We start from the raw sequence: 26,064 nt of genomic DNA, 5'->3' as shown, positions 1-26,064 counted from the left end.
AGACTGATGTCTGCGATCGGATCGAAGGCCCGGCGCGACCGGATCGTCCATCTCGCCACGACCACCGGACTGGCCAGTGTGGAGGAGTTGTCCCAGCTGTTCGGGGTCACCGCCTCCACCATCCGGCGCGATCTCGCGAAGCTGACCTCGGACGGACAGCTCGCCCGTACCTACGGCGGCGCGATGGCGCTGGCCGCCCACCCCGAGGCGTCGTTGCGGCAGCGCACGGGCGAGGCGTTCGAGGCCAAGCAGGCGATCGCGCGGTGGGCGGCGGCGGAGGTACGGCCCGGGGAGTCGCTGCTGCTGGACGCGGGATCGACCGTCGGCGCGCTCGCGCACGAACTGCGCACGGCGAAGGATGTCACCGTCGCCACCACGGGTCTGACGGCCCTTCAGGAGCTGGCGGACGTCGAGTCGGTCCATGTCGAATGCCTCGGCGGTACGCTGCGCCCGCTCAGCCAGGGATTCGTGGGACCGCTCACCGAAGCGGCCCTGGAGCGCCTCACGTTCGACCGGCTCTTCCTGGGCACGGACGGCGTCTCGGCGGAGTACGGCATCTGCGAGGCCGATCTGCGGCAGACGCGCCTCAAGGAGCTCATGGCCCGGCGCGCGGACCGGGTGTACGTACTGGCCCACGCGGCGAAGCTGGGCCGCCGGCCGTTCCACACCTGGACCCCGCTGCGGCCCGACTGGACGCTGGTGACCGACGAGGGAGCGGACCCCCGCGTCGTCGAGGGGCTGCGCGCGCGCGGAGTCACGGTCGTCCTGACACCCGCGGGGCGGACGGACACGGTGGGCTGACCGCGCGAGCAGGTCAAGGGGAGGTCCCGTGGAGCGTGCTCCACGGGACCTCCCCTTTGTGCGTGTTCGGGGCGGCGGGCCGTATTCACACTCAATAAGGGCTTCTTTCCCTTTGGTTCGCCGTCCCGGAATGCCTCGGGGGCGAAGGGTCGACTTTCCATGGGGGAGTTACTAGGATGCCCAACAAGTTGTGGGTGCGGCATTGTATTGGAAACGGTCAGACGCACATTGCCGATCTGTTCATCTCTTGGTAAAGCGTTGTTAATTGCCTCTGGGGCAGCGGTACGTACCACACCGCTGAGCTGGCCCTCGTCGATGACGATGGATCAACTCCGCAGCGTGGCTACGGGGGAGTAGGAAGTCAGTGGGGCCTGGCAGAGGTCTGTACCACCGAAAAATGTGCACCATTTCCGTCCACGGATGTCCCGATGTCGTGAGGTGCCCAGGATTCGGCACTTTCATGCGTCGCGGACACGAGTACTGATTCGGGGGCGGAGGCCGCGTGCGTTTTCAGCTTTTGGGCCCTTTGAGTATCGCCGAGGGCCATGACGTTGTTGTTCTTAAACCGTCCAAACCGTCCAGCCTGCTGGCGGCTCTCCTCATTCATCCCGGATCCGTCGTGTCCACCGGCTATCTGCTGCGTGCCCTGTGGGACGAGGACCAGCCGGCCACGGCCAGGGCCGCGCTCCAGAGCTGTGTGCTCAGACTGCGCCGGCTCTTCGTCAAATACGGGGTCACCCGCAATGTCATCGAGGCGGTGCCCGGCGGCTACCGGATGAACGCCGACGCCGACACTCTCGACCTGGTGCGGTTCCGCGCGCTGGTACGGGCGGCGGACGAAGCCGACGACGCCGAGGGCGAGTTGTACCGGCTCAAGGAGGCGCTCACGCTCTGGCAGGGGCCCCTGCTGGCGAACGTGCCCTCCCCGATGCTGCACCGCGACGAGGTGCCGGGGCTGACGGAGGAGCGGCTGCGTACGCTCGAACGGGCCTGCGACATCGAGCTCGCGCTGGGCCGATGTCGCCAGGTACTGGTCGACCTCTGGGAGGCCGCTCGCCGTCACCCCGGCCGCGAACGGTTCTCCGAACAGCTCATCGAGGCGCTCTACCGTACCGGCCGGCAGTCGGAGGCGCTCTCCGAGTACCGCAGTGTGAAAGGCCGGTTGAAGGAGGAACTGGGCGTCGATCCCGGCCCGTCGCTCCAGCGGCTCGAACTGTCGATCCTCCGTGGCGACGACCTCGGCCCGTCCACACTCGATCCGGCCCTCGACCGGACGGCGCCGCTGCCCGGCGGCCCCACCGCGGTGGCCCTCGCGCCACGCGCCGAGCCCCTGGCGATCGCCTCCCCGGCTCCGGCCCCCGCACCCGCTTCCGTACCGTCCCTGCCGCTCGCGCCCGCCGTGCGCCCGGTGCCGCCGGTGCCGTCCTTCACCGGCCGTACCGCCGAGCGGGCGGCGATCACCGCCCGTCTCGCCGCGGGATCCCCGGACACCACCGTCGTGGTCCTCTCCGGAGCCCCGGGCATCGGAAAGACCGCGCTGGCCCGGCAAGCTGCCCATGACACCCAGGACAGCTTCCCCGGCGGCGTGTTCATCCTGGCCATGACGCGTGAGGACGGCTCCTCCGTCACCCCGGCCGAGGCGCTGGCGCAGCTGCCGCCGCTCGGAACCGCCGACGGCGCGACGCTGCTCGTCCTCGACGATGTGACCAGCCCCGACCAGGTCCGCCCGCTGCTCCCGGCCCGGCCGGGCAGCGCCGCGATCGTCACCAGCAGACGCGGTCTGGCCGGGCTGATGGCCACCCACGGCGGCAGCGTCCACCGGCTCTCCACCCTGGAACCGGCGGAATCCCATCAGCTGCTGGCCGCCGTGCTCGGCGCCGAACGCGTGGCCGCCGAACCGGCCGCCGCCGGGGAACTCGCCCGTATCTGCGGCCACTTCCCGCTCAGTCTGCGGATCGCCACGGCCCGGCTGCTCACCCGTCCCGGGCTGCGCATCGCGGACTGCGTGGCCTGGCTGGCGGAGGATCTGCCGGCCAGGCTCTCCCTCGCCGACGATCCGCGGCTCTCCGTACCGCAGGTGTTCGGCGGCGCGTTGCGCCGGCTGGAGCCGCGGTGGCGGGAAGCCTTCCACCGGCTCGGCGACCACGAGGGACTGCTGCTCCCCTCGCACGCGCTCGGCAACTCACCCGAGGCGGAAGAGGCGTTGGAGCGGCTCGCCGACGCGGGACTGCTCGAAGAAGGGCCTCCCGGTCCGTACCGCATCCATCGACTGCTGAAAATCTACGCGCGTCAGCAGGCGCGCGAGAGACACAACAGCCAGGCGGCGACAGCACGCCACTGACGGGCGACGCCCGAACTCCAGCACGATCAGGCCACCTTGACCAAGCATCCAGGGGTGTCATTCTCATGGGCTCAGCCACCTACGAAACCGTTGCCTCGACCCGCCCGCGCATCCGTCGCGACGTGCTGTTCACCGAGACACCGGAGGGGGTGCTCTTCCACAACGCGGACGGCGGATTCCAGCTGACCGCCAAGTCCGCCTACCGGTTCGCCACACTGATCGTCCCGCATCTCACCGGCGACCACTCGGTCTCCGAGATCTGCCAGGGCCTCGGTGACCAGCAGCGCGCCATGGTCGGCGAACTGGTGAAGAGCCTGTACGAAAGGGACTTCGCCCGGCCGGTCCCGGTGACCGAGGGCGAGGCGCACGAGACACCGCCCGAGGTGGCCCGGCGCTTCGCCCCGCAGATCGCCTATGTGGACCACTACTCCGACGACGCCGAGCGCCGCTTCGACCGCTTCCGTACGGCACGGGTGGCCGTGCTCGGCGACGACCTCGTGGCCCGCTGGTGCGTGCTCAGCCTGATCCGCAACGGCTGCGCCACCATCGGCGTACAGGCGGGACTGGGAGCCGAGAGCATCGAGACCATAGAGGCCGAGGCGCGGGAGGCGGCGGCCGACGGCTGCCCCGTGGACCTCCGCCGGATCGAGACGGACGACGACCGGTCCCCCGTCAGCTGGGCGGACCTCGCCTCGTACGACCTCGTGGTGGTCACCGGCGGCCCCGCGGCCCCGCAGCGGCTGTTCCCGCTGCTCCGGGCCGGTGTGCCCGAGGGCCGTACGCTCCTGCCGGCCTGGTCCTACGGCCAGTACGCCGTGGTGGGACCGCTGATGACGCCCGACACCACCGGCTGCTGGTCCTGCGCGGTGCTGCGGATCGGTTCCCACGACGGGGCCGCCGCGGCCGCCGACATCTGGAGCGGTCTGGCGCTGCCCGGGTCCGTACCGGCCGGTGAGCTTCCGAGCCGGCCCCTGGCGGCGATGATCGGCAATCTCCTCGGCTACGAGATCTTCCGTGTCACCACCGGCGCGCTGCCCGCCGAGACCGCGGGCCAGCTGATCATCCAGGACATGAAGTCCCTCGATGTCACGGCCGAACCCCTGCTGCCGCACCCGCGCTGCCCGTTCTGCGCCGCAGCGGCGGAGGACGACGCCCCGGCCGGTGGAGTCGATCTCCCGCTGGACCTCCCCGTGGACCTCACGGCGGCCGGCAGCGAGACCCCGCGGATGCCGACGGTCGACACGGCCCGGGAAGCCGACGCGCTGGTGGAGGAGTTGAACCGCCGCTCGGTCCTGGTCCGGCCGCGCGCCGGAGTCTTCGGCCGGTTCGCGGACGAGCCGCTCACGCAGATTCCGCTCAAGGCGACCCTCGTCGAACTCGGCATCGGCCATGGCGCCGCGCGTCGGATCGCCGCCTTCGATGTGCACCATGTCGCCGGAGCCCGACTGCGGGCGCTGAACGCGGCGGCAGGGGTATACGCGGAGCATGTCGTGCCCACCACGGGCATCCTGACGGACAGTCAGGTCAACGCGGCCGACGGCGTGCGCGCTCTGGAGCCCGCCGCGCTCACTCTCTTCGGCGGAACGGGCACGGGTACGGCCGCCGGCGGTGCGCGGGTGACGGCCTGGACCGGAGCCGTCTCGCTGCTCACCAAGGAGCGGATTCTCGTACCGGCGGCGGCCGTTCGCACCTTCGGCCCGCACAACGCCGACCGGCTGATCGAGCCGACGCGCGCCGGGACCGGAGCCGGAGCCACGGCGGCGGACGCCGCCGCCGAGGGCCTGCTCTCCGCCCTCGCCCATGACGCGCTGTGCCGCACGCTGCGGGGCGGTACGGCGAGCAGGGTGCCGCTGAAGCCGCTCGCGGAGGGGGAGACGGCCGATGCCGAACTCACCTTCCTCATCCGGTCCGCCGCCGTCCTCGACATCGAACTGGACCTGCTCGACCTGGGCGAGGGCGACCGCTCCGGGGCGCATGTGCTGCTCGCTCGCGGAGCCGGGCACTGGGCCGTCGGCAGCGACATCAGCGCACAGCGCGCCGCGGTCGCCGCGCTGCGCGATCTGCTCGGACAGGTGCAGCTGGGCCGCGAGGAGACGGCCGCGCCGTTCGACCTCGGCGACCCGCTGCTCCGTGACCTCGACGCGACGACGATCCACGCCACGGACACCGAGGGGACGGGCGCCGTCGTCTCGCGGGCGGTGACCGACTGGTCCGCGGTGCTCGACCGGCTCCGGGCGGCGGGACGCGACGCCCTGATGGTGGACACCGGCTCCGCGGACCTGGCCACCGCGGGCATCAGAACCGCCCGTGTGCTTCTCACCACGGAGGCGTCCCGTGGGGCTTAGCACACTCGACACCGGCCCGGCGGAGGATCTGCTGCGTCAGGCCCTGGGGCGGCTCGGCGGACCCGAGGTGAGCATCGGCGCGCTCGGCACCCACGACGCGTTCGCCGCCGGACAGGACGCCACCGGACAGAACACCGCCGGGCGGGAGGCGGCCGGACGGGAGAGGACCGGGCCGGACGCCACCGCGCGCCCCGACGCGTCGGTCCCGGTGCGGCTGTACGGCGCGCACGCCGTCATCGGGCCCCTGCCCGGTGCCGACGGCGCGCCGGCCGCGGCCTGCTCCCACTGTCTGGCCCGCCGCTGGCAGGCCGTACGGTCCGTGGCGCTGCGCGACGCCCTCGAACTGGGCGGGGAGACCCGGGCGGCGGGGGAGTGGCCCTATGCCACACCGTTCGCGGCGGACGCCGTCGCCGCGCTCGTCACCGCACTGCGCGAACGGCCACCGGCCCCCGGGGGGCCGTTCCCCGAGATCCGGCTGATGGATCTGCGGACCCTGACGGTCCGGCACTACCCGCTGGTGCCCGACCCCGAATGCCCGCGCTGCGCCACACCCCGCACCGACACCGCCGAAGACGCCCGGATCACCCTGCGTCCCGCCCCCAAACACCGTCCCGGCTCCTTCCGGCTGCGGCCCATCGAGGCGTACGACATCGACGTGGCCGCGTTCGCCAACCCGGTGTGCGGCGCGCTCGGGCCGTCCGTGGTCCATGACGTCTCCTCCACCTCCACCTCCGCGACCATCGGCTGTTTCTCGATGCGCTCCGGTGAGTATCTGCGCGAGACGTTCTGGGGCGGCCACGCCGACTCCTTCGGCCACAGCAACCGGATCGGTGTGCTCGAAGGCATGGAGCGCTACGCCGGGATGCGCGCGCGCTCCCGGATCACCAGCGTCACCGGAACGCTCGACGAGTTCGGTGCCCAGGCCGTCGACCCCCGTGAAGTCGGCCTGTACGCACCGGACTTCTACCGGGACAACCCCCGGGTCCGCCCGTTCGCGTCCGACCGGGAGATCCCCTGGGTGTGGGGCTACTCCCTGCGCGACGAGGAGCCGAGGCTGGTCCCCGAGGTGCTGACGTATTATCACGCGCCGGGCCTGGAGAACCGGTTCGTGCAGGAGAGCTCCAACGGCTGTGCCTCCGGCGGCTGTCTGGAAGAGGCGGTCTACTTCGGGCTGATGGAGGTCATCGAGCGCGACGCCTTCCTGCTCGCCTGGTACGGGCAGCAGCCGCTGCCCGAGATCGACCCGGCCACCAGCACCCGCGCCTCCACCCGGCACATGGTCGACCGGCTCGCGATGTACGGCTACCGGGCACGGTTCTTCGACACCCGGATCACCTTCCCGGTCCCGGTCGTCACCGCCGTGGCCGAGCGCTTCGACGGCGGACCCGGCCGGATGTGCTTCGGCGCGGGCGCCGGACTCGACCCCGAGTCCGCGCTCGACTCGGCGCTCTGCGAGATCGCGACCGACGCGGTGAACCTTCAGGACCGCACCGAGCGCGACGGGCCCCGGCTGCGTGCCATGGCCGCGGACTTCGACCGGGTGACGGCGCTGCACGACCATCCCCTGGTGTACGGCGTACCGGAGATGGGCGAGCACGCCGGCTTCCTGCTCGACCCGGACAGCCCGCCGCGTCGCGGTATCGCCCCCGAACCCCCGCGCGCCGTTCATGAGTTGCGCTGGCCGGACGCCTCCGGCGCCATGGCGGCCGGGGACCTCCGCGAGGATCTGCGGCGCTGTGTCGACGCGGTGACCGGAGCCGGCTTCGACGTGGTGGTGGTCGACCAGACCATGCCCGAGCAGCGCACCCTCGGGCTGCACACCGTGAGCGTGCTCGTCCCGGGGCTGCTGCCGATCGACTTCGGCTGGTCCCGGCAGCGCGCCCGCACCATGCCCCGGCTGCGCACCGCCCTGCGTACGGCGGGACTGCGCGACCACGATCTGGGGCCGGACGACATCAACCCGGCGCCGCACCCCTTCCCGTAAGCAACCGTCCAGCACAGCAGCATCCACCACAGAACCGTCCAGCACAGCACCGTCCAGCAGAGAGGAGGGTCCCGTGGGCTACGCCCATGACTACGCGGCCGCGATCATGCAGCGCGGCCGGGTCCCGATGGAGCCCGCCGATTTCGTCCCCGACTGGGCGGATCGGCCGAGGAAGGCCAAGTTCTACCCCGGTGTCGAGTCCTTCCCGCTGCCGGACACGGACTTCCCCGAGGGGGCGACCGTGGCGGCCGGCTGTCTGCGTACCGAAGCGCCCGAAGGACAGCGGCCGTTCACGCTGGACTCGCTCTCCGGGATGCTGCGCGACTCCTACGGGCTGACCGGACGCCGGCTCGGTGTCCAGACCAATACCGACCTCGCCGCGCTGCCGCACTACACCCAGGCCAACTGGTCCCGTGGCACCGCCTCCGGCGGCGGTCTCTACCCGGTCAGCGTCTACTGGGTCTCCGGCCCCAGCGGACCGCGGGCCCCGGGTATCCACTACTACTCGGCCCCGCACCACTCCATGCAGCGGCTGCTCGCGGGCGATGTGACCGGTGAGGTGCGGGCGGCGCTCGGCGAGGGGGCGGCGGGCGCGGACCGCGACCAGTTCCTGGTCCTGGGGATCAAGTACTGGCAGAACGCGTTCAAGTACAACAGCTTCTCCTTCCACGCGGTGAGCATGGATCTCGGCGCGATCGTCGGGACCTGGCGTATCTGGGCGCGGGCACAGGGGCTGGCTGTCGAACCGGCGCTGTGGTTCGACGAGGAGAGGCTGAGCCACCTGCTGGGTGTGCCTCACGAGGAAGAAGGGATCTTCGCCGTCGTCCCGCTGGCCTGGGAGGGCGCCGAGCCCACCGCCGGACTCTCCACCGCCGCGCTCGCCGATGTCCCCGCCGTCCGGCACACCGACGTCGAACGCTCGCGCACGGTGCTGCGTTTCGACACACTCCAGCGGATCCACGCGGCGACGATGGAAGCCGCCGTCGACCGCCCGGAGCCGGGCGCGCTCGCCCCGGCGGCCGCGAACCCGCCCACCGGAACGGGCACGCCGGTCGCCCTGCCGGAGCCCGGACTGCCGCCGGTGAGTGTGCGCGACGCCCTGCGGGAGCGGCGCAGCAGCTTCGGGCGGTTCGACGCGGCCCGCCCGGTCACCACCGCGCAACTCGCCGCCACCCTCGACGCCTGCGCCGCGGCCTCGCTCGGCGGCGACGCGGGACAGGACGTCGCACCGGACGGCTCCGCCGCGCCGGGCCTCGTCACGCTGTACGCGTTCATCAACCATGTCGAGGGCGTCGCCCCCGGCGCGTACGCCTACGATCCTGTCGGCCACACGCTGCGCCCGGTGGTGACGGGCCCGCCGGGACCGTTCCTCCAGCGCAACTACTTCCTCTCCAACTACAACCTGGAGCAGGCCGGAGTGGTGATCGTCCCCACCATCCGCACCGCCGCCGTCCTGGACGCGGTGGGGGACCGGGGCTACCGGCTGGTGAACGGCACGATCGGGGCCGTGGCGCAGACCTTCTACACCGTGGCCTCCGCCCTCGGGCTCGGCGCGGGCGTCGCCCTGGGCTTCGACAACATCTCGTACATCGAGGAGCTGGGTCTCGAACGCACCGGCGAGAAGCCGCTGTTGATCATGCTGCTGGGCAACGAGCGGCCACGGCCCGCCGACTTCCGCTACGAGATCGGCTGAGCGGGATGGGGGAACGAGTGATGACACCGGACAGACACACGCCGCCGGATACACATACCAGGCCGGATACACCCACCACGCCGGATACGGGCACGGCGGACGCCGGCTGGGCACCGGGCCGCCGCTTCATGCTGCGCGTCGCGGGGCTGCCGGTCGAGTCCGTCGAGGCGCTGCGCTGCGGCGCCGGCCGTCAGTGGGCGGACGATGTCCTCGCGGCCGAGGACCGGCTGCGGGCCCGTGCGGCCGGGCTGAGCGATCTGCTGCACGACGTGGTGCGTACCACCGACGTCGCCCCGGACGGCGCGGGCGCCGGGCAGCGCCGTGAACTGCTCGGCCTGCGCCGCCAGATCTTCAACAACCGGCTTCCCGCCGACCCCGAGGCGGCCGTCCGGCTGGTCGCGGAACTCGACCCGCGCGCGGCGGAGGCGACCGCCGAGTGGCTGCGCGACCGGCGCCATCTGGAGAAGCTGCGGGCCGAGGGAGCGCCCCTGCTCGCCGCCGACCTCGACAGGACCCGGGCCGCGCTGCGCGGGCTCCTCGCCGAGGACCGGCTGCGCTGCGGGCTCCTGCTGGCCTCCCCGACGCTGGAGGGACAGCTCGACGCCTATATCGCCAAGGCCGGGGCGGGGGCCGCGGCCGGGGTGTCCCCGGACAAGCGGATGCGGAAGATCGAGCGGTCGGTGCTGTCGTATCTGTACCGGACGGCCTGCAAGACCAGCCCGTTCAGCACGTTCACCGGTGTCGCCACCGGCGTCTTCCACGACGGCGACAACGGTGACCACGGCCGGGAGCCCGGCCGCGATGCCACCGACGCCACCATCCGTATCGACGACGCCTGGTCGAGCCATGTGCGGCTCAATGTCGTCGTGCTGGGCCGGTTCGCCGAACTGATCCTCGCCGACCCCGCCCGGCGGGGCGATCTGCCCGTACGGCCGGCCTCCGGCTGGGAGCGGGACGACGACCGGATCCGCTACGTACGCCAGTGGATCAGCGCGGGCGACGACTCGGCCGCGGTCACCTTCGACGCGGTCAAGGACCGGCTGTTCTTCCTCCGTCGCAGCGGCACGCTGGACCGGCTGCTCGGTCTGTTCGAGGGACGGGACGAGCTGCGCTACGGCGAGCTGGTGGAGTGGCTCGGTGCCGAGCACGACGCCGAGCCCGCGCAGTGCGAGACCTATGTGGCCGCGCTTCTCCAGCTCGGCCTGGTGCGGGTGCCGTGCCTGGACACCGACGTCCACAGCCCCGATCCACTGCGCTCCTTCCAGAGCGCGCTGCGCACCCTCGGTCGCCCCTGGGCGGACCGGCTGGCCGCCGCCTTCGAGGGGCCCGTCCGCGCCATCGACCGCTTCCCCTCCGCCGACCGCGCCGAACGGGCGGAACTCCTGCGTGAACTGCGCGCCGGACTGCGGGAAGGCCAGGCCCAGTTGGGCGCCGCGGAGGCCACACTGCCGCAGACCCTGCTCTACGAGGACGTCAGCGCGGGCCGTGAGGTGAGCTGCGGGCTCGGCGCCTGGACCGGGGCGGCCGGCGGCGCGCTGCGATCCGTCGAGCGCATCCTCCCCGCCTTCGACCTGACGCTCCCTCAGCGCGTCACGTTCAAGGGCTTCTTCGTCGCGCGCTACGGTCGTGGCGGCCGGTGCGACGACCTCCTGGGCCTCGTCCACGACTTCCACGAGGACTTCTTCGACCAGTACCTCTCCTTCGCGGGCAAGCGGCGGCCGTTCGACGACCGGGGCGAGTATGTGCCGGAGGAGAACTGGCTCGGTCTGCCGGGGATCCGTTCGATCGACGCGGCGCGCCGCGCCTTCATCGACCGGATGCGGCAGCTCTGGCAGGAGCACGCGGACGCGGACGAGATCCGGCTCGACGAACGGGATCTCGGGCCCGTGGCGGACGAACTCGCCCCGGTCGCGGCCGACTTCGCGCCACAGTCCCACCATGTCCAGCTCACCGAGAGGGACGGCGCCCCGCTCGTCGTGCTCAACCGCTCGTACGGCGGGCTCTCCTTCCCGTTCAGCCGCTTCACCCATGTCTACGACACCGCCGGCGCCGCGGAGCCGGCCGGGGCCTTCTCGCGGGGGCTGCGTGACACCGCCGCCGCCGTCACCCCCGAAGGAGCGGTGCTGGCCGAGATCACCGGAGGAGCGGTCACCAGCAATCTCAATCTGCACAGCCCGCTCACCGACTACCAGATCGTCTGCCCCGGAGAATCCAGCACCGTCCCCGAGGACCGGCGCATCCACCTCGACGATCTCCATGTCGAGCACGACGCGGAGACGGACCGGCTGGTGCTGCGCTCCACCCGGCTCGGCCGCGAGGTCGTCCCCGTCTATCTCGGCTATCTGGTGCCGCTCGCGCTGCCCGAGATCCCCCGTACGCTCCTGCTGATGTCCCCGACCTCGATGGCGCCGCTGGACGTCTGGGGCGGCGTCCCGGCGGGCGAGGCGCACGACGGTGTGACCAGGCGCCCCCGGGTGCTGCACGGCGAGGTCGTCCTCAGCCGTCGCAGCTGGACCATGACGGCCGGTACGCTGCCCGTCCGCCGGCCCGGTACCGGCGACGAGGAGTGGTTCCTCGGCTGGCAGCGCTGGCGGCGCGAACACGCCCTGCCCGACCAGGTGTTCGCCACCGTGTCCAGCGGCCCCCGGGGCGGCGCGGGGGCCAAACCGCAGTACGTGGACTTCGACAGCGTTCTCTCCCTCACCGCCCTCGAAGCCCTGCCGACGGACCCGGACGACCGGGTCGTCCTGCGGGAAATGCTCCCCGGGCGCGACGGGCTCCATGTCCGTTCCGCGCGCGGCAGCCATGTGGCCGAGCTGGCCGTGGAGACCTTCACCTCGACCCGACGCAGAGAGGGCGCACCGACATGCCAGAGCTGACCCCCGCGCCGAGCCCCGCCCCGGCCGCCGCACCCGCCGCCGGCGACTGGCAGGCCATCCACATCTTCTACGCGGCCAATCCGCAGCCCCTGCTGGTGAACTGTGTCCGCCCGCTGGTGGCCGGGCTGACCGCCGACGGCCTGCTGGCCGGTCACTTCTTCATCAACTACTGGCTGGAGGGGCCGCATGTCCGCCTCCGGCTCAAGCCCGTCGACGCGGCCGCGACCCCGGAGGTACGGCGCCGCGCAGAGGAGGCCATCAGCGGCTTCCTCCGCACCCGCCCCGCCCTCTACGAGGTGGACTCCGGGTTCCTGAACGAGTTCTACAACACCCTCTTCGAGATCGAGTTCCCGGAGGGCGACCGCGGCGCGTTCATGAACGAGGACGGCCGGATGAACCTGCGGCCCAACAACTCCTTCTCGTACGAGCCGTACGAACCCGAGTACGGCAAGTACGGCGGCCCGGCCGGGATCGAGCTGGCCGAGTGGCACTTCGCGCACTCCAGCGATCTCGTCATGGACGCCTTCCGCACCATGAACCTGCATCTGCGCACCGTGCTGCTCGGCACCTCCGCCCAGCTGATGATGGTCATGGCCGGGTGCTTCCTGCCCGAACGGGAGGAGCTGGGCGCGTATCTGGACCGCTACTACGAGTTCTGGCACAACGCCTTCCCCGGCACCGGCTTCATCGGGTCGAAGGAGTACGACAAGAACTACGCCGCGATGGCTCCCGGCCTCGGCCGCCGCTTCGAGGGCATCCGCCGGGCCGTCCGCACCGGTGAACTGGGCACGTTGCCCGCCTTCCTGCGCGGCTGGGCCGAGCACTGCCTCGAACTGCGGGCCCGCGCCGAGGAGCTGACCACGGGCGGCGAGCTGGTGTTCCGCTCCTGGGACGGCACGCGCGACGAACGCGTCACCGACCCCGCCGTGGCGCTGCCGCTGCTGCTCTCGCCGTATATGCACATGACCAACAACCGGCTGCATGTGACGATCCGCGACGAGGCGTATCTCTCGCATGTGCTCGGCCGGGTCCTGCGCGAGGACACCGCCGCCCCACCCGCCCCGGCGGCGATCCCATGACCGCCACTCCCGGGGAGCTGCTCTCGCACCGCCCGGCGCTGCGCCCGGACATCCTGCTGAGCCCCGCCCTGCTGCACGGCCCCGCCACCGTGCATCTGATCAAGGAGCCGGAGGGCGGCGCGGCCTTCGAGGTCGGGACCAAGGAGTACTTCCTGATCTCCCGGCTCGACGGCAGCCGCAGCCTGGCGGAGATCGGAGAGGAGTACGCCGAGACCTTCGGCAAGCGCCTCGGCGCCGCGCACTGGCAGCGGCTGCTCCACCTGCTCGGCACCCGAAGCCTGCTGGCCGGCGCACCGCCCCGGCCGGCACCCGCCGCCGCCCCGCCCGGGAGACCGTTCAGCGGCACCCCGCTGCGGGGCACCCTCCGGCTGGTCGCCGACGCCAACGCCACCACCACACGCCTGCACCGGCGGCTGCGCCCCGCCCTGCGGACCGCGGTCCTGCTCCCGCTGACCGGCCTCATGGTGGCGATGGAGATCCTGCTCGCGACGGCGCTGCCCGAACTGGCCGAGGACACCTGGTGGCTGTTCCACCAGCCCGTCGCGCTGATCGCGGTGTTCACCCTGCTCTGGCTGAGCACTGCCCTGCATGAACTGGCCCATGGAGTGAGCGCCAGGCACTACGGGGGTACGGTCAGCGAGATCGGGCTGCGCTGGCGGCTGCCCATGGCCGTGATGTACTGCACTGTCGACAACTACCGCTACCTACGCACCCGTTGGCATCAGCTCGCGGTCGCGGGGGCGGGTGCCTTCGCCAATCTGCTGTTCCTGCTGCCGTTCCTGGCCTGGTGGGCCGCGCTCCCCGAGGGGGACCCGACCCGCCGGGTGCTGTCGGGGCTGCTGCTGCTCGGCAGTCTCCAGGCACTCGTCAACCTGCTGCCGCTGCCTCCGCTCGACGGCTACACGATGCTGAGCCACACGCTGCGTGTCTCCGGTCTCGCGCCGGAGAGCGGGCGTTATCTGCGGCTGTGTCTCAGCGACCGGCCGGCCGCCGCCGCGTACCCGCGCCGGGCACGGGCCGTCTACCTCGGCTACGGGGTGGGGTCGGCCCTGCTTGTCCTTGTCCTGGTGGCGGCTCTGGCAACAGGCCTCTACTTCCTACTAGTTCACTGACCCACAACCCCCGAGGGGCGCAGAACCACATGAGCGAGGCCAGGACCATGGCGTCCGTGCCGCACGAGACGGCCACCGGAGCGGCGATCGTCGTCGAGGACGTACGCAAACGATACGGGGACCGGCAGGCCGTCGACGGGGTGTCACTCCAGGTCGGCCGCGGGGAGTTCTTCGGACTCCTCGGCCCCAACGGCGCGGGGAAGACCACCCTCGTCGAAATCATGGAGGGCCTGCGGCAGGCGGACTCCGGAACCGTCTCGGTTCTCGGCCAGTCCCCCTGGCCGCGGAATGTGGCGCTGCTGCCGCGGCTGGGCGTCCAGACCCAGTCCTCCGCCTTCTTCGTGCGCCAGACCGCGCGCGAGCATCTGCGTACTGTCGCCGCCCTGTACGGGGCGAGCGGCGCCGACGCGGACAGCACGCTCGACACGGTCGGGCTGGCCGATCAGCGTGATGTCATGGTCGAGAACCTCTCCGGCGGCCAGCGCCAGCGCCTGGCCATCGCCTCGGCCCTGGTCCACGGCCCCGAGCTGATCTTCCTGGACGAGCCGACCGCGGCCCTGGACCCGCAGGCCCGCCGTGAGCTGTGGAAGGTGCTGCGCGAGCTGAAGAGCGAGGGCCGCACCATCGTCTACACCACACACCATCTGGACGAGGCCGAGGCGCTCTGCGACCGGGTGGCGATCCTTGTCGGCGGCTCGGTCGTGGCGCTGGACTCCCCGCACCATCTGGTGACCGCCGCCGGCGCGCCGACCCGACTGCTGATCCCGGCGGAACGGATGAGCCAGGAGGACGCGGCGGCCATCCCGGGGGTCGACCGGGTCACCGAGCAGGGCGGCTCCCTCGTCCTGGAGACGGCGGAGTCCGGGAAGGTCCTCCAGGCGGTCGACGCCCTCGGCGGCCTGGACGGTGTCCAGACCCGCACCGCCACGCTGGAGGACGTCTACCTCGAACTGACCGGCGCCGCCACCCCCGACACCACAGCCACCCCAGTCACCACAGCCACCACGGACACCAACGACACGGAGCAGCAGGGATGAGCGCGTACGCAGCACTGACGGGGGCCGGCTACCGGGCACAGGTCCGGGACAAGGCGACCCTCTTCTTCACCTTCGCCTTTCCGCTGCTCTTCCTGGTCGTCTTCGGACTGATCTTCCGGGGCCAGGAGGTGGGGGAGACCGGCCGCCCGTACATCTCCTACATCGCTCCGGGTGTGATGTCCTGGGGCGTGGCCAACGCCGCCGTCTTCGGTGTGGCCTTCACCCTGATGCAGTGGCGCCGTGACGATCTGCTGCGGCTGATCCGGATGACCCCCACCCGGCTGTCGTCGGTCCTCGGCTCGCGCTATGTGCTCGCCCTCGGCGTGGGGATCTTCCAGGCGGTGGTGTTCATCGCGGTGGCGATGCTGCCGCTGTTCGGCCTGGAGCTGGACGCGCGGTGGCCGCTGGCGCTGCCCGTGCTGGTGCTCGGTATCACGGCGTTCCTCACCATCGGCGTGGTCATCGGCTCGTACGCCAACACGCCCGAGGCGGTCGCGGCCATCGCCAACTGTCTGATGGTGCCGATGGCCTTCCTCTCCGGCTCGTTCCTGCCGCTGGACATGATGCCGTCCTGGCTCCAGTCGGTCTCGCGGGTGCTGCCGCTGCGCTATCTCAACGACGCGGTGTCCGCGGCCCTTTCGGGCAAGGGCGACCTCGGGGACATCGCCCTTGGCTGCGGCGGACTCGCCGTCTTCACCGTCATCTTCGGGGCGCTGGCCCTGAAGACGTTCCGCTGGAGCAACTCCACATGACCACGACGACGACCGAAGCGGCGGTGGACGGCGTTCCGCTGGAGGCCGCGCGTGAGCTGCTGCGGCGGGAGCTGGCCGAACGGCTCGCCCCGGCCGCCGCGCCGACCGTGGTCCCGCTCGGCGCCGGTGACGTACTCGGCCATCGCGGCGAGGACCGCCATGCCGCCGTACGCCCCGGGGCCACCGTCCATCTCACCTCGCGGGCCGTGCTGGTGGGCCCCTGGGGCGGCGACGACGCGTCCGCCGCCTGCGGCCAGTGTCTCGCCATGCGCTGGCAGCGGCTGCGTACCCGCACCGAGCGGGATGCCCTGGAGACCGGGTCACGCACCCGCGCGGCCGGCCACTGGCCGCGGCTCACCCCGTACGCCCTGGACGCGGTGGAGGCACTGCACCGCGCCGTGTTCCTCCCGGACACCGTGCTCCCGCCGGGGCCCGGCGCGGCCGACCGGTCCCTCCCGCAGGTCTCGCAGCTCGACCTCGCCACGCTTGAGGTGCGGACCTATCCACTGCTCGCCGATCCGCTCTGCCCGCACTGCGGGCCGCGCGGCACGGACGCTCCGGCCGCCGAGGGCTTCGGTCCGGTGAGCCGGCCGAAGCCCGCTCCTGACACCTACCGGCTGCGCCCGGCGTCCGCGTACCCGATGCCGGCCATGGCGCTCGCCAACCCGGTCTCCGGGGTCCTCGGCGCGGGCACCTGGATCAATGTCACCTCACCGACCACCGCGCCGGTCGCCGGCAGCGTCTTCATGCGCGGTTACGCGGGGCTGACCGATGTCACCTGGAGCGGCCAGGCCAACGGCTTCGACGCCAGCCGTGATCTGGCCTATCTGGAGGGCCTGGAGCGGTACGCGGGCACGCACCGGCGCACCGGCACCACACTGCTCACCGCGGCCTACAGCGACCTCGGTGAGGACGCCCTCGACCCCGCCACGTGCGGCTTCTACGCGCCCGAGACCTACCGTGACGACCCGATGGTCAGCCCGTTCGACCCGGACCGGCCCATCCCCTGGGTCTGGGGCCACTCCCTGCGCGACGAGCGGCCCGTCCTGGTCCCGGCCCGGCTCGTGCACTACAGCGCGGGCCTCGCCTCCGACAACTTCGTCTTCGAATGCTCCAACGGCTGCGCGATCGGCGGCTGTCTGGAGGAGGCGATCCTCGGCGGGCTCCTCGAACTCATCGAGCGGGACGCGTTCCTGGTGGCCTGGTACGGCGCCACCCCGCTCACCGAGATCGATCTCGGCTCGCTCGACAACCGTACCGTCCGCACCATGATCGACCGGGCCGCGCTCCAGGGCTATGACGTCCACGCCTTCGACAACCGGATCGACCTCGGCGTACCGGTCGTCACGGGCCTGGCGGTACGGCGCGACGGCGGCCCCGGCACCTTCTCCTTCGGCGCCGGCGCGAGCCTGGACCCGGCGGCGGCGCTGGAGGGGGCGCTCTCCGAAGTGCTCACGTATATCCCGCATCTGCCCCGGCAGGTGGCCGAGCGCCGGGCCGAACTGGAGGCCATGGCCGAGGACTTCGGGAAGGTACTGCACCTCAAGGACCACGCCCAGCTCTACGGTCTGCCGAGGATGGCGGAGCATGTGCGCAGCTATCTGGAGCCCTCCGCCGTGCGGCCGATGACGGAGGTGTACCGCGACTGGGAGGAGCGGGAGCGACCGCGTACGGGCGATCTGCGTGACGATGTCGCGTACTGCCGTGACGCGTTGGCGGGGGCGGGACACGATGTCATCGTCGTCGACCAGACCACCCCGGAGCAGCACCGCATCGGACTGCGTACGGTCGCCACGATCGTCCCCGGTCTGCTGCCGATCGACTTCGGCTGGTCACGTCAGCGCGCGCCGCGGATGCCGCGACTGCGGAGCGCCGCGTTCCGGGCGGGGCTGCGCGACCGGGAGCTGACGGAGGCGGAGATCCGGCTCGTGCCGCATCCGTTCCCGTAAACCGGACCGGCGGCGGACAGCACCACAGCCGGACAGCACCACAGCCGGGCATCACAGCCCGGGAGAGCAGCCGGACACAGCAAAGCGGGCGGTACCTGCGCGGAAGGTCGCAGGTACCGCCCGCCCGTTGTGCGGGGCGCGCTGGATCAGGCGCTGCAGGAGGTGGTGCTGGTGGTCGAGGAGCAGGTCGACGTCGAGCTGCAGCTGGTGGAGCCCGCGAGCACGACCTCGCTGGCGTCCGAGTAGTCCGAGATCTCGAAGGTCTCCGACTCCAGCTCCATGATCTCGTCGGCGAGGGAGATGAGGGTGCTCTTGTCAGCCATGGTGACTCCTAAGAGGGAGGCCGGGCCACCGGGCTTTCCCCGGCGGTCCCTTGTCGTGCCACAGGTATTCCAGCCCACCCCACTTCCACATCGGCAGGTCTTCCACTGACCGATCGTGTCAGCGGTCTGTAGGTCACCCGCCGTGCCCGTGCCGCACGATGGGCCGGGTGAACCACGTACCCGTCGCGTACCCCGGCGAGAACACCCCCGTCCTGGACGGGGTGCGGCGGATTCTCCGTCCGGCGGTCGCCTTCTATCTGGACCTGCACCGCCATCCCGAACTCTCCGGTGAGGAACGGCGCACGGCCGCCCGGCTGGGGGAGTGGCTGGCGGAAGCGGGCTATGAGGTGACGGGCGAGGTCGGCGGCCATGGCGTCGTCGGCGTCCTGCGCAATGGCGAAGGACCGCGCGTGCTGATCCGCGCGGAACTGGACGCGCTGCCGGTCACGGAGCGGACCGGGCTGCCGTACGCGAGCGAGGGCCCGGTCATGCACGCCTGCGGCCACGATCTGCATCTGGCGGCGGCGGCGGGCGCGGCCTCGCTGCTGGCCGGTGCCAGGGACCAGTGGCGCGGGACGGTCGTGATCGTCGGCCAGCCCGCGGAGGAGACCCTCTCGGGGGCGCGGGCCATGCTGGCGGACGGACTGTACGAGCGCTTCGGCCGGCCCGATGTCGTCCTGGCGCAGCACACCGCCCCGCTGCCGGGCGGCATGGTCGCCCACGGGTACGGTCCGATGCTCGCCGGAAGCGTCGGCTTCGAGGCCGTCATCCACGGCCGGGGCGGCCATGCCGGCACCCCGCAACTGGCGGTGGATCCCGTGGTCACCGCGGCGGCGGCGGTCCTGCGGCTCCAGAGTGTGGTGTCGCGCGAGTCAGCCCCCACCGAACCGGCCGCGCTGAACGTCGGTTCCTTCCACTCCGGAACCGGCGGCAACCTCATCCCCGACCGGGCGGCGCTCGGCATCACCGTCCGCGCCATGTCGGAGGGCGCGCTCGACCGGATGGCGGCCTCGGTGGAGCGGATCGTACGGGCGGAGTGCGCCGCGTCCGGCTGTCCCCGCGACCCGGAGATCACGGTCGTCTCCCGCTCCCCGGTGACCCATCCCGACCCCGGGGCCACGGAGCGCGTACGCGAGGCCCATCTGCGGCTCTACGGCCGCGAACGGGTGGCGCTCTGGCCGCCCGCCATGGCGAGCGAGGACTTCCCGCTGTACGGGGACGCGGGGGTGTCCGTCCACGGAATGGCGGGGATTCCGCTCGCCTACTGGATGTTCGGCGCGGTGGGTCCGCGGACCTGGGCGCGGACTCCCGGATCGGCCGAGGAGAAGCTCGCGGCCCTCCCGCCCAATCACTCGCCGGAGTTCGCCCCGGACGTCCGTACCGCGCTGCCCGCCGGGATCACGGCGATGACGGCGGCCGCGCTCTGCTGGCTGAAGGGCGGCACGGGACCCGCGGACTGAGCCGCGGGGCACTCCGCGATCGGACGGGTAACGGGCCCGGGGCGCGGGCAGTTGAGGCCGGCGGCGGTCAGCCGGCCGGCTGACCGTCCGAGCCGATGGACTCCCGCAGGCGCGCGTTGGCCATGCGCATGTGCTCCGCCATCGCCTCGTTCGCCGCGTCGGGGTCATGGGCGCGGATCGCGTCCAGCACGGCGTCGTGCTCGCAGAGCGTGCCGCTGACGGTCCCCTCCAGATCGCTGACCCGCTCCATCCACACCTGGAGCAGCGCGCGGATGCTGTGCAGGATGTCGCTGAGCACCGAGTTGCGCGCGATGTTCGCCGTCTCCAGATGGAAGGCGATATCGGCGTCGATGAACGCCGCGGCATCGGTACCCGCGTCGCGCATCCGCTGGAGATGCGCTTCCAGCCGCGCCACATCCTCCTCGGTGGCGCGCTCCGCCGCCAGCCGTGCCGACACGCCCTCCATGTGCGTGCGCACCTCCACCAGGTCCTGGGTGCGCCGCTGCCCCAGCATCAGGCCCCAGTTGATGGCGCGCGGCAGGAACTCCGAGGTCCCCTCGCGTACATACGAGCCCGAGCCGGGGCGGATCTCGATGATGCCGAGCACATCGAGCGCGGAGAGCGCGCCGCGCACGCTGGAGCGCGCGACCCCCAGCGCCTCCGCGAGCTGGCGCTCCGCGGGCAGCCGGGTGCCGGGCTTGATGTCACCCGCGGACAGATGATCGAGAAGCCGTTTGGCCACCTCGCTGACCGAGGACTCGCGCACCACCGGGCGCAGCAGCTGGGCGAGATCCGGTGAACCGGACGGATGCTGATCGGGCTGACTGGTCACGGTCACCAGTACACCAGATGGGTATTCCCGCTGCTCACGGGTGTCCGCCAGTACCCCGTCGGCGCGTCGCGAACGCCTTTGTCAAGAGAGATGTAGGTCACTCAAAGAGTGACCCTCGCCACATTGGTCAATTGGTGACCAATTTTCTTCCGGGGGTTACGTTGAAGACACATCAGTCGGTCGAGCAGGTGCTGCGCCCTGTTTCAGCCACGATCGCTGCCGACTGTGCCCCGAGTCCGGACAGAGCTGTCCGGCGCAGCCGAGGAGTCGCCATGGGTGCCACCGCGTTGCCGTCCGCGCCATCCGCCGTCGAGAGATCAGCCATCAAGAAGGTCTCGATCCGGCTTGTCCCCTTCGTGGCCCTGATGTTCTTCGTGAACTATCTGGACCGCACCGCCGTCTCGTTCGCGGAACCGAACGGCATGGGGAAGGATCTGGCGCTCACCGCGGCGCAGTTCGGATTCGCCTCCGGCGTCTTCTTCATCGGGTACATCGTCCTCGAAGTCCCCAGCAATATGGCGCTCCACCGCTTCGGTGCCCGCCGCTGGCTGGCCAGGATCATGGTCACGTGGGGCATCGTCTCCCTCCTCTTCACCTGGGTGCAGAACACTGAACAGCTCTACGTCCTGCGCTTCCTGCTCGGGGTCGCCGAGGCCGGGTTCTTCCCCGGGGCGATCCTCTTCCTGAGCCTGTGGGTGCCCACCCGGCACCGCACGAAGGTGCTCGCGCTCTTCTACCTCGCACAGCCCCTCACCACCGTCATCGGCGCCCCGCTGGCCGGCTGGCTGATCGGCCACCACGGTCTGTTCGGCCTTGAGGGCTGGCGCGTGATGTTCCTGTTCGTGTCGATCCCCGCGATCGTGCTCGGCGTCGTCGCCTGGTTCTATCTGATCGACCGCCCCGCCGACGCCAAGTGGCTTTCCACCGCCGAGAAGGAGTGGCTGACCGCCGAACTCGCCGCGGAGAACGCCACCAAGACCGGCAGCCCGGAGCGCGGCCATGGCCGTGAGGCGCTGAAGGAGGCATTCCGCAGCGGCCGGGTCTGGGTCCTCGCGCTGGTCTACTTCGGCTTCATCTACGGTCTGTACGCGCTCGCCTTCTTCCTGCCGACGATCATCGAGGGGTTCCAGGAGAGCTTCGGCACGTCGTTCAGCGTGATGGACAAGGCACTGATCACGGCCATCCCGTATCTGCCGGCCGCCGTCGTCCTCTTCTTCTGGTCCCGCCACGCCACCCGGCACGGAACCCGCACCTGGCATGTCGCGGGCCCCGCCGTCGTCGGCGGAATCTCCATCCCGCTCGCGCTCTACATGGGCTCCCCGGCCGCGACCATCGCCGTCATCACCGTCACGGCCTGCGCGATCTTCGCCGCGCTGCCGGTCTTCTGGTCGATCCCCTCCCGCTTCCTCGCCGGCGCGGCAGCGGCGGCGGGCATCGCCCTCATCAACACGGCCGGCAATGTCGCGGGCTTCGCCGCCGGCTACATCACGGGCTGGCTCAAGGACTTCAGCGGCAGCTACACCCTCCCCATGTTCGTCGTGGGCGGCTTCATGCTGCTGTCCGCCGCCCTGATGGTCGCCCTCTCCCGACGCCGGCCCGCCGACCCCTCCCACCCCGCGGACCAGCCGCTTCTTGAGGTGCACTGACATGACCCGCCTGTTCAACGCTCCCGCCGCCTTCGCCGACGAGGCGCTCGAAGGCTTCGTCGCGGCCCACCGCCGCTGGGTACGGCCCGTGTCCGGCGGGGTCGTACGGAGCGCACCGGCCCCCCGGGGCCAGGTCGCCGTCGTCATCGGCGGCGGCTCGGGCCACTACCCGGCCTTCTCCGGTCTGGTGGGCCCGGGGCTGGCGCACGGCGCCGCGGTCGGCAATGTCTTCGCCTCGCCGTCCGCCCGGCAGGTCCGTACCGTCGCCGAACAGGCACACGCCGGCGGCGGAGTGCTGCTGATGTTCGGCAACTACGCGGGCGACGTACTGCACTTCGGGCAGGCCGCCGAGCAGCTGAACGCGGCGGGCATCGAGACCCGCTGCGTCTCCGTCACCGACGACATCTCCAGCGCGGACCGGGCCGACCTGGACAAGCGGCGCGGCATCGCCGGTGACCTCCCGGTGTTCAAGGCGGCCGCCGCGGCGGCCGAACAGGGCCGCGACCTGGACGGCGTGGCCGCCGCCGCCCGGCACGCCAACGCCCGTACCCGCTCCTTCGGGATCGCCTTCAGCGGCTGTACGCTCCCCGGCGCCGATCACCCCCTGTTCACCGTCGACGAGGGCAGGATGGCGGTCGGTCTCGGGATCCACGGCGAGCCGGGCATCGGCGAGCGCGAGGTGCCCAGCGCCGACGGCGCCGCCGAACTGCTCGTCTCCGCGCTGCTCGCCGAACTGCCCGACGGTGTCACGGACCCGCGCGGCGAGCGCGCCGCCGTCATCCTCAACGGGCTCGGCACCGTCAAGTACGAGGAACTCTTCGTCGTCTACCGGCGGGTGGCCCAACTGCTGGACGAGGCCGGTGTCGAGGTGGTCGACCCCGAGGTCGGCGAGCTGGTGACCAGCTTCGACATGGCGGGCGTCTCGCTCACCCTGTGCTGGCTGGACGGGGAACTCGAACCGCTGTGGACGGCCGGCGCCGACACCCCTGCCTACCGCAAGGGCGAGGTCACCGCCGCGCCCGCCGCCGGATCCGCTCAGGAGATACGGACCGACGCGCCGGACGCGGCCGTTCCGGCCGCCACCGAGGCGTCCCGCACCGCCGCGACCACGGCCGTCGCCGCGCTGCGGGCCATCAGGGACACGGTGGACACGCACGCCGGGGAACTGGGCCGTATCGACGCCGTCGCCGGTGACGGCGACCACGGCATCGGGATGCGCCGCGGCTCCGAGGCCGCGCATACGGCAGCCGTCCGCGCGGCCGGGGCCGGCGCGGGCGCCGGTACGGCGGTCGCCGCCGCCGCCGACGCCTGGGCGGACCGGGCCGGCGGCACCTCCGGCGCCCTGTGGGGCGTACTGCTCCACGCGGTCGGCGCCGCGCTGGGCGACACCGAAGCGCCCACCGCCCAGGCCATGGCCGACGGTGTGTCCGAGGCATCCGCCGCGGTGCGCCGGCTGGGCGGCGCCGAGGTCGGCGACAAGACGATGGTGGACGTCCTCGTACCGTTCGCCGACACCCTCGCCGGGGCCGTCGCCGACGGCGCGGCGCTCACCGCCGCCTGGGACCGCGCCGCGACCGCCGCTGAGGACGCGGCGAAGGCCACCGCCGGTCTCGTCCCCCGTATCGGACGGGCCAGGCCGCACGCCGAGCGGTCCCTCGGGACCCCGGACGCCGGTGCCCACTCCCTTGCCCTGATCGTCCGCGCCGTGCACGGCGTACTCGCCACGCACTGACCACCACCCACCGAGGAGCAACACCCCATGAGCGACAAGCTGCGGATCGTCGTCGGCTCGGACGACGCCGGCTTCGACTACAAGGAAGCACTGAAGAACGACCTTCAGCGGAGCGATCTGGTCGCCACCGTCACCGATGTCGGTGTGGACAGCGACGGACACACCGCGTACCCGACGATCGCCATCGCCGCCGCCGAGATGGTCGCGCGCGGCGAGGCCGACCGCGCGCTGCTCGTCTGCGGCACCGGCCTCGGGGTGGCGATCGCCGCCAACAAGGTCAAGGGCATCCGCGCCGTCACCGCCCATGACTCCTTCTCCGTCGAGCGCGCGGTCCTCTCCAACAACGCGCAGGTCCTCACCTTCGGCCAGCGCGTCGTCGGTCTGGAGCTGGCCCGCCGGCTGGCCGGCGAGTGGCTGACCTACCGCTTCGACGAGTCGTCCGCCTCCGCCGCCAAGGTCCAGCTGATGAACGACTACGAGACCGACGACGCGACCGACGAGGAAGCCGCCGCCTGATGTCCGCCGCCACCCTGCTCGGGGTGAGTCTGAAGATGTACTTCGGACATCACGAAACCCTCAACTGGGCCCGCCGCATCGGCGAGATCGCCGCCCGGCACCCGGCCGTCACCGAGGGCCGCACCGAGGTGTTCGTCCTGCCGGCCTTCCCGGCGATCGTCCCGCTCCGTTCCCTCCTCGCCGGTACGGGCGTCCACGTCGGCGCGCAGGACCTCGCCACCGACGACCGGGGCCCCTTCACCGGCGAGGTCTCCGGCCCGTACCTCAAGGAGATCGGCTGCTCCTACGCGGAGGTCGGCCACGCCGAACGGCGCCGTCTCTTCGGCGAGGGCGACACCGTCGTCGCGGCCAAGACCGCCGCCGCGCTGCGCAACCGCCTCACGCCGGTGCTCTGCGTCGGCGAACTCGACCCGGCGGGCCCGGCGGAGGCGGCCGAGCGTACCGTCGCCGAGCTGGAACGGATCCTGGCCACCGCCCAGCACGACGGCGGTGACGGCGGCGAAGTCGTCGTCGCCTATGAACCGCAGTGGGCGATCGGCGCACCGAAGCCCGCCTCCCCGGAACACATCACCACCGTCTGCGCGGCCCTGACCTCCTGGCTGGCCGAGCGCCCCGGTTACGCGGGCAGCCGGGTGATCTACGGCGGAAGCGCCGGCCCCGGACTCCTCGGCAGCCTCGGCGAAGGCGTCGACGGACTGTTCCTCGGGCGTTTCGCCCACGATCCGGGCGCCGTCGAGAGCATCCTCGACGAGATGAGCGGCCGCACCGCGAAGGCGGGCATCTGATGGCGTACGGACTCAGCACCTACGCGTACTTCTGGCGCATCTCGTCCCGCGCGCCGAAGCCCCTGACCGTCGAGCGGATGCTCGTCAACACCCGGGAACTGGGCGGCGAGGTCTTCCAGATCTGTGACTACCCGCTGATCGAGACCTATGACGACGTCCGGCTCGCGGACATCCGCGCCACCGCCGAGGACCTGGGAATCACCCTGGAACTCGGCACCCGCGGCATCGGACGGGACCATCTCGCGCGCTATCTCGAACTGGCGGGCAAGCTGGACGTCACGCTCGTCCGCTCGATGATGAACACCGCCGGGCACCGGCCGGACACCGTCGAGGCGACCGCGCTGCTGCGCGCGAGCGTCCCCGCGTACGCGGAGCGGGGCGTGACGCTCGGCCTGGAGACCTACGAGCAGGTCTCCACCGACGATCTCCTCGCCGTCGTCCGCGCGGTCGACGACCCCCATCTGGGTGTCGTGCTCGACCCGGGCAACTGTGTGGCACGGCTGGAACGTCCCCGGGACGTCGTCGAGGCGACGGCTCCCCATGTCGTCAACATCCATGTCAAGGACTTCGCCTTCACCCGGCGGGACGGCTGGGTCGGCTTCACCTACGCGGGCTGTCCGCTGGGCGAGGGACAGCTCGACTACGCCCATCTGACCGCGACCGTCCGGCCGGAGCAGCGGGGGATCAACCAGATCGTGGAGCACTGGCTTCCGTGGCAGGACGACGGATTCGAGACCACTGCCGGGATCGAGGACCAGTGGACCCGGCACTGCATCAGCACACTTCAGAGGAGTTAGT

Annotated in this window: 19 protein-coding genes; 17 read left to right on the top strand and 2 right to left on the bottom strand. The window is 71.7% G+C overall.

The window, feature by feature from the left end:
* The first annotated feature begins 6 nt into the window (after positions 1 to 6).
* The 11 genes from ACFRKB_RS10545 (at position 7) to ACFRKB_RS10495 (ending at position 17,972) form a co-directional block, all read left to right on the top strand.
* Entirely contained in the window at positions 7 to 801 is a 795-nt protein-coding gene (locus ACFRKB_RS10545) for a DeoR/GlpR family DNA-binding transcription regulator (protein ID WP_383104976.1), read from the top strand.
* Between the two features lie 502 nt (positions 802 to 1,303).
* A complete protein-coding gene (locus tag ACFRKB_RS10540; protein ID WP_463291728.1) occupies positions 1,304 to 3,142 on the top strand; it encodes an AfsR/SARP family transcriptional regulator in 1,839 nt (612 codons plus the stop codon).
* 65 nt (positions 3,143 to 3,207) lie between these two features.
* Complete coding sequence (locus ACFRKB_RS10535) at positions 3,208 to 5,487, top strand: TOMM precursor leader peptide-binding protein (protein WP_383104972.1); 2,280 nt, start codon at positions 3,208 to 3,210, stop codon at positions 5,485 to 5,487.
* Between the two features lie 28 nt (positions 5,488 to 5,515).
* The gene (locus tag ACFRKB_RS10530) at positions 5,516 to 7,471 is read left to right on the top strand and encodes a TOMM precursor leader peptide-binding protein (RefSeq protein WP_383105130.1); all 1,956 of its coding nucleotides are present in this window, start codon (positions 5,516 to 5,518) and stop codon (positions 7,469 to 7,471) included.
* Positions 7,472 to 7,544: 73 nt separating this feature from the next.
* The gene (locus ACFRKB_RS10525) at positions 7,545 to 9,164 is read left to right on the top strand and encodes a SagB/ThcOx family dehydrogenase (protein WP_383104971.1); all 1,620 of its coding nucleotides are present in this window, start codon (positions 7,545 to 7,547) and stop codon (positions 9,162 to 9,164) included.
* Between the two features lie 20 nt (positions 9,165 to 9,184).
* A complete protein-coding gene (locus ACFRKB_RS10520) occupies positions 9,185 to 12,043 on the top strand; it encodes a lantibiotic dehydratase (protein WP_383104970.1) in 2,859 nt (952 codons plus the stop codon).
* The gene (locus tag ACFRKB_RS10515) at positions 12,031 to 13,122 is read left to right on the top strand and encodes a lantibiotic dehydratase C-terminal domain-containing protein (protein WP_383104968.1); all 1,092 of its coding nucleotides are present in this window, start codon (positions 12,031 to 12,033) and stop codon (positions 13,120 to 13,122) included. Before ACFRKB_RS10520 ends, ACFRKB_RS10515 begins: the two co-directional genes overlap by 13 nt.
* Complete coding sequence (locus tag ACFRKB_RS10510) at positions 13,119 to 14,234, top strand: peptidase M50 (RefSeq protein ID WP_383104966.1); 1,116 nt, start codon at positions 13,119 to 13,121, stop codon at positions 14,232 to 14,234. Before ACFRKB_RS10515 ends, ACFRKB_RS10510 begins: the two co-directional genes overlap by 4 nt.
* 29 nt (positions 14,235 to 14,263) lie before the next feature.
* Positions 14,264 to 15,271 (top strand): ABC transporter ATP-binding protein, encoded by a 1,008-nt coding sequence (locus ACFRKB_RS10505; RefSeq protein WP_383104964.1) that lies wholly within the window; start codon positions 14,264 to 14,266, stop codon positions 15,269 to 15,271.
* On the top strand, positions 15,268 to 16,023 hold the full coding sequence (locus ACFRKB_RS10500) for an ABC transporter permease (RefSeq protein ID WP_383104963.1): 756 nt from the start codon (positions 15,268 to 15,270) through the stop codon (positions 16,021 to 16,023). The genes ACFRKB_RS10505 and ACFRKB_RS10500 overlap by 4 nt, the downstream gene beginning before the upstream one ends.
* On the top strand, positions 16,020 to 17,972 hold the full coding sequence (locus tag ACFRKB_RS10495; protein ID WP_383104961.1) for a TOMM precursor leader peptide-binding protein: 1,953 nt from the start codon (positions 16,020 to 16,022) through the stop codon (positions 17,970 to 17,972). The genes ACFRKB_RS10500 and ACFRKB_RS10495 overlap by 4 nt, the downstream gene beginning before the upstream one ends.
* Before the next feature lie 146 nt (positions 17,973 to 18,118).
* On the opposite strand, the gene ACFRKB_RS10490 is transcribed toward ACFRKB_RS10495, so the two are convergent.
* Positions 18,119 to 18,295 (bottom strand): thiazolylpeptide-type bacteriocin, encoded by a 177-nt coding sequence (locus tag ACFRKB_RS10490; RefSeq protein WP_365971312.1) that lies wholly within the window; start codon positions 18,293 to 18,295, stop codon positions 18,119 to 18,121.
* Positions 18,296 to 18,462: 167 nt separating this feature from the next.
* On the opposite strand from ACFRKB_RS10490, the gene ACFRKB_RS10485 reads away from it, so the two are divergent.
* Positions 18,463 to 19,755 carry an amidohydrolase gene (locus tag ACFRKB_RS10485; protein ID WP_383104959.1) on the top strand — a complete coding sequence of 431 codons (1,293 nt, stop codon included), beginning with the start codon at positions 18,463 to 18,465 and terminating at the stop codon, positions 19,753 to 19,755.
* 67 nt (positions 19,756 to 19,822) lie between these two features.
* Here ACFRKB_RS10485 and ACFRKB_RS10480 read toward each other — a convergent pair whose 3' ends face one another.
* Positions 19,823 to 20,593 carry a FadR/GntR family transcriptional regulator gene (locus ACFRKB_RS10480; RefSeq protein WP_383104957.1) on the bottom strand — a complete coding sequence of 257 codons (771 nt, stop codon included), beginning with the start codon at positions 20,591 to 20,593 and terminating at the stop codon, positions 19,823 to 19,825.
* A gap of 266 nt (positions 20,594 to 20,859) precedes the next feature.
* On the opposite strand from ACFRKB_RS10480, the gene ACFRKB_RS10475 reads away from it, so the two are divergent.
* The 5 genes from ACFRKB_RS10475 to ACFRKB_RS10455 are packed head-to-tail and all read left to right on the top strand — an operon-like array spanning position 20,860 to position 26,063.
* Entirely contained in the window at positions 20,860 to 22,233 is a 1,374-nt protein-coding gene (locus ACFRKB_RS10475) for an MFS transporter (RefSeq protein ID WP_383104956.1), read from the top strand.
* Position 22,234: 1 nt separating this feature from the next.
* Positions 22,235 to 23,965 (top strand): dihydroxyacetone kinase family protein, encoded by a 1,731-nt coding sequence (locus ACFRKB_RS10470; protein ID WP_383104954.1) that lies wholly within the window; start codon positions 22,235 to 22,237, stop codon positions 23,963 to 23,965.
* 27 nt (positions 23,966 to 23,992) lie between these two features.
* Positions 23,993 to 24,481: a ribose-5-phosphate isomerase gene (locus tag ACFRKB_RS10465; protein WP_383104952.1), complete on the top strand. Its 489-nt coding sequence runs from the start codon at positions 23,993 to 23,995 to the stop codon at positions 24,479 to 24,481.
* Positions 24,481 to 25,266 (top strand): triose-phosphate isomerase family protein, encoded by a 786-nt coding sequence (locus ACFRKB_RS10460; RefSeq protein ID WP_383104950.1) that lies wholly within the window; start codon positions 24,481 to 24,483, stop codon positions 25,264 to 25,266. Before ACFRKB_RS10465 ends, ACFRKB_RS10460 begins: the two co-directional genes overlap by 1 nt.
* The gene (locus ACFRKB_RS10455; RefSeq protein ID WP_383104948.1) at positions 25,266 to 26,063 is read left to right on the top strand and encodes a sugar phosphate isomerase/epimerase family protein; all 798 of its coding nucleotides are present in this window, start codon (positions 25,266 to 25,268) and stop codon (positions 26,061 to 26,063) included. Before ACFRKB_RS10460 ends, ACFRKB_RS10455 begins: the two co-directional genes overlap by 1 nt.
* Position 26,064: the final 1 nt, after the last annotated feature.

The organism is Streptomyces scopuliridis, assembly GCF_042790125.1.
GTDB lineage: Bacteria > Actinomycetota > Actinomycetes > Streptomycetales > Streptomycetaceae > Streptomyces > Streptomyces scopuliridis_A.
This window is presented reverse-complemented; position numbering and strand designations above follow the sequence as displayed.